Annotated in this window: 6 protein-coding genes; 1 reads left to right on the top strand and 5 read right to left on the bottom strand. The window is 63.6% G+C overall.

Going from position 1 to position 4,691, the window contains the following annotated elements; genetic code table 11:
- The 5 genes from flgK to EN893_RS19425 form a co-directional block, all read right to left on the bottom strand.
- Positions 1–1,019: flagellar hook-associated protein FlgK (flgK, locus tag EN893_RS19445; RefSeq protein ID WP_128361706.1), on the bottom strand; the 1,019-nt coding region annotated here is incomplete at its 3' end.
- A 27-nt stretch (positions 1,020–1,046) separates the two neighbouring features.
- Positions 1,047–2,306, bottom strand: coding sequence for a flagellar hook protein FlgE (locus tag EN893_RS19440; protein WP_127271693.1), 1,260 nt, complete (start codon positions 2,304–2,306; stop codon positions 1,047–1,049).
- A 79-nt stretch (positions 2,307–2,385) separates the two neighbouring features.
- Positions 2,386–3,054: a response regulator transcription factor gene (locus tag EN893_RS19435; protein ID WP_013529780.1), complete on the bottom strand. Its 669-nt coding sequence runs from the start codon at positions 3,052–3,054 to the stop codon at positions 2,386–2,388.
- A 222-nt stretch (positions 3,055–3,276) separates the two neighbouring features.
- On the bottom strand, positions 3,277–3,864 hold the full coding sequence (locus EN893_RS19430; RefSeq protein WP_050592657.1) for a transglycosylase SLT domain-containing protein: 588 nt from the start codon (positions 3,862–3,864) through the stop codon (positions 3,277–3,279).
- The gene (locus EN893_RS19425) at positions 3,794–4,462 is read right to left on the bottom strand and encodes a flagellar hook-length control protein FliK (RefSeq protein ID WP_245490865.1); all 669 of its coding nucleotides are present in this window, start codon (positions 4,460–4,462) and stop codon (positions 3,794–3,796) included. Before EN893_RS19425 ends, EN893_RS19430 begins: the two co-directional genes overlap by 71 nt.
- Between EN893_RS19425 and EN893_RS39900 the strand changes: the two genes are divergently transcribed.
- The gene (locus EN893_RS39900) at positions 4,452–4,583 is read left to right on the top strand and encodes a hypothetical protein (RefSeq protein WP_281062489.1); all 132 of its coding nucleotides are present in this window, start codon (positions 4,452–4,454) and stop codon (positions 4,581–4,583) included. The two genes, EN893_RS19425 and EN893_RS39900, sit on opposite strands and share 11 nt — an antisense overlap.
- Positions 4,584–4,691 lie beyond the last annotated feature (108 nt).

Genomic DNA, 4,691 nt, shown 5'->3' with positions numbered 1-4,691 from the left:
ACGCTGATGGACGCGGCAAGGCCGGTGACCAGCGTGCCGGCGGCCGGCACGGCCGGCGCTCCCGACCAGGTGAACAGGCCGGCGGCATTGGCCATCGAGGGTGCGGTCTCGGCAAAAGCGGTGATCAGGCCACGCGCGGTCTCGTCGAGCTGGCTCTGCATGGTCGAGGCGACGCCGTCGCGCAATTGCAGCAGGCCGGCAAGCGTGCCGCTGGCGCTGGTGTTGCCGCCGGCTCCCGCCGAGATCGGCACGTTGTCGATGTAAACGGCATTGCCGGCGGCACCCGCGGTATAGCCTGCCGACGCCGCGAAGGTGACCGTGCGCGGTATCGTCTCGAACAAAGTCGTGCCGTCGCCGGTGGTGATGACCATGTCATTGTCGCCTCGCGTGAAGGTCGACACCGGGACATAGTTCGAAATCTTCTTCAAAAGCGCGTCGCGCTGGTCGAGCGCATCGGAAACGTCGGTGCCGGAACGGGTTCCGGACATGACCGCCGTGTTGGCATCCTGGAACTGGCTGAGCAGCGAGTTCAGGTCATCGACGGCGGTGGCGATCTGGCCGTCGGTCTGGGTGCGGAAATCCTGGACTGCCTTGGAGCCCTCGTTGAGCGAGCGCACGACCTGTTTGGCGGCGTCGATGACCGAGGCGCCGAGGTTCTGGTTCGACGGCGAGGTGGCGTAGAGCTGCAGCGCCTGCTGCAGGTTGGCGATCGCGGTCGAGGGCGAGGACGCATTGTCGACGCCATTGACCGCGACGCCCAGCTGATCCATGCCGCTGTAGAGCGCGTTCTGCCCGCTCCAGGCCGATAGCGCGCCGAGATTCTGGCGAAACAAAAGCTCGTTGGCTGCGCGCTGGATATCGACCGAACGCGCGCCCGGCGCCGTGCTGGTGACGACGGCCTGGCGCCGCGAATAGTCCGGATTGGAGGCGTCGGCGACGTTGCGCGAGACAACGCTTGTCTGTCGCGCGGTGTTCATAAGCGCCGACTGGGCGATACTCAATGCGGTAGACAGTGACATGCGGGTCTTTCGCGGGCGACGCCCGTCTTATCTCTTCAGGTTGACAAGGACGTCCATCAGATCGGAACCGGTCTGGAAGACTTTCGAATTGGCGGTGTAGCTGCGCTGCGCCGCGATCATGTTGGTCAGTTCTTCGGCGATGTCGACGTTGGAATTCTCGAGCGCGCCGGAGATGATGGAGCCGAGTTTGCCTTCATTGGCAAAGCCGACACGAACCGCGCCGGACTCGGTGCCCTGCGAATAGACGTTGCCGGGCAGCGCGGTGAGCTGGTCCGGGCTCTGCACGTCGGCCAGCGGAATCTTGTAGAGCGGCTTGGTCGAACCGTCCTTGTACTGTGCGTAGATGGTGCCGTCCTTGCTGATCTGGACCTTGTCGATGGTGCTCGGCGCGTTGCCGTTGACCTGGGCATCGGAAACCGTGAAGCCGGCGCCAAGCTGGGTCAGCGCAGACAGATCGATATTGAGGGTGGCGCCGTTCGGCACGGTAAATGAAACGCCGGTGGGCGTGCCGGTGAGCTTGCCGGTGGTGGTGTCGAAGGTCAGGTTGGCCGAGCCCAGCAAGCCGCCAGCGGTGTAGGGGAACGATGTTCCAGCGGTGGCCTTCGACTGATCGAAGACCGCCACCTGCCAGGTGCCGGCGCCGGTGTTGGTGAAATAGACGTCGAGCAGCTTCTTGTTGCCGAGATTGTCGTAGGCGACCATCGAGGATTTCGACGTGTATTGCGCGGTCGCAGCGTTGGCGGCGGGCAGGTTGGCGGTCGCGACCGGTGTCGCGCCGGCCGGCAGGTTGCCGGCATAGCTGCCCTCGGTGCTCGGCGTTGCGGTCATTCCCTGGTCGGAGATGACAACCGGGACCAACCCCTCGAAGCCATTGACCGTCGCTGCCGGTACGCCGTTGTCGTAGCTGTACGCCATCAGCTGGAAGCCGGCCGAGTTGACAAGTCTGCCTTGACCGTCGGGAACGAAAGCGCCGGCCCGGGTCAGGTAGGGGGTGCCGCTCGGATCCTGGACGACAAAGAAGCCATCGCCGCTGACGGCAAGGTCGGAAACCGAGGTCGTGTACTGAAGCACACCCGGATCGCTGACCGCCTGGCGGATCGTCGTGGTGACGCCGCCGGAATTGTAGGCACCGCCGGTCGACGGCATGACCAGCGTCGAGAATTCGGCGGAGGAGCGCTTGTAGCCGGTGGTGTCGGAATTGGCGATGTTGTCGGCGACCGTCGATAGGCGGTTTGCCTGGGCGTTCATGCCGGAAACGCCGGTCCGCATCATTCCGTAGAGGCTCATCGAAACGTCTCCGCTGTGTCCATGCTGCTGGCTACGAGGCTACGCATGTTTTCTTGCGCGAGGCTGGCGCGGCGCTGCATCAGAAGACGAGCCGGTAGCCGAGGAAACGCTTGGAATCGATCGGGTCGGTGCCCAGCTTCTCGCGCAGCTTCTTGCGCAGTTTGCTGATGTGGCTTTCCACCACGTTCTCCTCGACCTCTTCGTCGAAGATGCCGTAGATGGCGTTGAAAACCTGGGTCTTGGTGACACGGCGCCCGCGATTGCTCGCCAGATATTCGAGGATGCGGCGTTCACGGCGCGGCAGGGGGAGGGGCTGACCGTCGATCTCGGGGTCGCGGCCATCCATGAAGATGCGCATGGCGCCGATCTCGGTGTAGGCGACGTCTTCCTGGGCGCGGCGGCGGATGGCGGTGATGCGGGCCAGGATCTCGCGGATATGGACGGGCTTGCGAATGACGTCGTCGACGCCGCTCTCGAACAACCGGAGCGTGTTCTCCAGCGAATGCTGTTCGCTGAGCGCAATCACCGGGGCGCCGGTGCGGTCGCGGATCTGGCGCGGAGAGATGGAACCCTCGCGGCAGTCGCCGATGAGGAAGGCCCTGACCGAGCGCAGATCGGTGTCTGCGGCAGAGTTCACCCACTCACCGAATTCGCCGGACGCAAAGCCTGCACAGGCGATGCCCTCACGATCGAAAAGTGAATTGTATCCCTCTGTTACGAGCTCGCGCTCGTCAACGATCACAATCATCGGCCCCGCCTTCCGAATCAAATCATTTGCCCCGTGAAGAGAGGCGTATCCGCTGGCGGGAATCCTGAACAACCGTCATTTCTTGTAGCTAGTTTCTTGGGAGTCTGGAATCGTTTCGGTTGCATTAGCGGGCGGCCAGATGTGCTTTCGGCGGCAAGTTCTGACCAAGTCAAACCAACAATTCGGGTTGTACGGTTTGTCTATTAGTAACGGGAAATGCGCTTACGGGTTGCAGAATCCGCGGGCGTTCGCGGTCCATTTTCCAAAGCCGGTGGCGACCATGTTGGCAATGACGCGGCAGACATAGATCTTCTGCGCCGGGTCGTTGTCGGGACCGGCATGATAGCGGGCCACGGCCATAGACCAGGTCTCGTGACGGGCATGAAGGCTGGCCAGGAAGCGCGCCGCATAGTCGACGTTCTGGCGTGGGTCGAGCATGTCCTCGACGCTGCGAAAATGCGATGCGTGGTAGTGGTGATTGATCTGCATGCAGCCCAGATCGATCAGGGTCTTGCCCTCGCGCCGGGCATTGGCGAAGGCGGCAAGGGCCTCGGTCCGGCTCCTCGGAAAGACTGCTTTTCCTTCTATATTCAAGGCATTGGGTTGAAGGCTGCCCTTGTTTCCGGTCTCCGTCAGGCCAACGGCATAGAGGATGCCGGCGGGTACGCCATAACGATCCGCGGCGCGCAGGATCTCCGGCTCGCAGGGGTTGGCCGCGGCTGCGGCGGCGTTTGCCGCGCTAGATAAAGATATCGCTGCCAGCGCGCTCGCGAGCAGGCGAAGTGCCGCGGCCGTAGTCCTGCGCGTCATCGTTGCGTTTCCCTGAGGATTGCTGGCCCGGTTGCTGGCCGCCGGCTCCACCATTGCCGCTGCCCGAATTCCCCGGTTGAAAGGATGCTGGATCGCGGCCTGTCGCCGCCGCCATAGGAGCGGTTGCATCCGCCCGGGTTGTAGCGGGAACTGCTACCGAAGGTTGCAGTATCGTGACCTTGTCAACCTCGAAGCCGAGCCCCCGCAGCGACTTGACGATGGCCTCGCTGTCGGCCGACAGCCGACGATAAGCGTCGTGCGTTTCCGGCTTCAGCTCAATCGAGAGTTGTTCCCCGGAGAGGCGAAGATTGGCCGTCACCATGCCGAGTTCGGCGGGGTGGAGTTCGATCTTCAACACATGTGTCGGAACGGCAACAGAGCTGGCCAGATGGGTGGGCGTGGGTGAGGCTGAAAGCGCCTTTTGCGGCCCGGCGTCGGTGGCTATGGCGTTGATCACATTGAGGGCTGCCTGGCTGATGGGACTCTGCGGCGGTGCGGGGAAGCTCCGTTCCGACACCACGTCGATGCGCGCAGTGGGCAGGGACTGTTTTCCCGCTTCGGGACGCATCGAGGACTGGACATCCTCGATGCTCTTCATCGCATTCGCGGCGTGCTTCGACCGCACGCCGGGCACATCGGCAGCCGGCGCGTCCGGCAGCTTCTGGGCCGCCGCCGCGGCGTCGCGTTTTGTCGCGCTGGAGGCAGCGCTCGGTGACTGACCGTCAAGCGCCGTCAAAGGTCCGTCGACGATCGACGCCTGCTCCGGCTTCGACATGGTTTCGAGTGCTTCGCGTCCGCCCGCGGCTTTTGGCCGGTAGGTCTTTGGC

The sequence above is a fragment of the Mesorhizobium sp. M7A.F.Ca.CA.004.04.2.1 genome (assembly GCF_004022825.1).
Classification (GTDB): Bacteria; Pseudomonadota; Alphaproteobacteria; order Rhizobiales; family Rhizobiaceae; genus Mesorhizobium.
Note: the sequence above shows the minus strand (reverse complement) of the source record. Positions and strands in the feature narration are given on the sequence as shown.

What these genes read in the sequence shown, in the direction of transcription:
- EN893_RS19440 (WP_127271693.1), bottom strand. Translation starts at nt 2,306, where the DNA reads ATGAGCCTCTACGGAATGATGCGGACCGGCGTTTCCGGCATGAACGCC.
- EN893_RS19435 (WP_013529780.1), bottom strand. Translation starts at nt 3,054, where the DNA reads ATGATTGTGATCGTTGACGAGCGCGAGCTCGTAACAGAGGGATACAAT.
- EN893_RS19430 (WP_050592657.1), bottom strand. Translation starts at nt 3,864, where the DNA reads ATGACGCGCAGGACTACGGCCGCGGCACTTCGCCTGCTCGCGAGCGCG.
- EN893_RS39900 (WP_281062489.1), top strand. Translation starts at nt 4,452, where the DNA reads ATGCTCTTCATCGCATTCGCGGCGTGCTTCGACCGCACGCCGGGCACA.
- EN893_RS19425 (WP_245490865.1), bottom strand. Translation starts at nt 4,462, where the DNA reads ATGAAGAGCATCGAGGATGTCCAGTCCTCGATGCGTCCCGAAGCGGGA.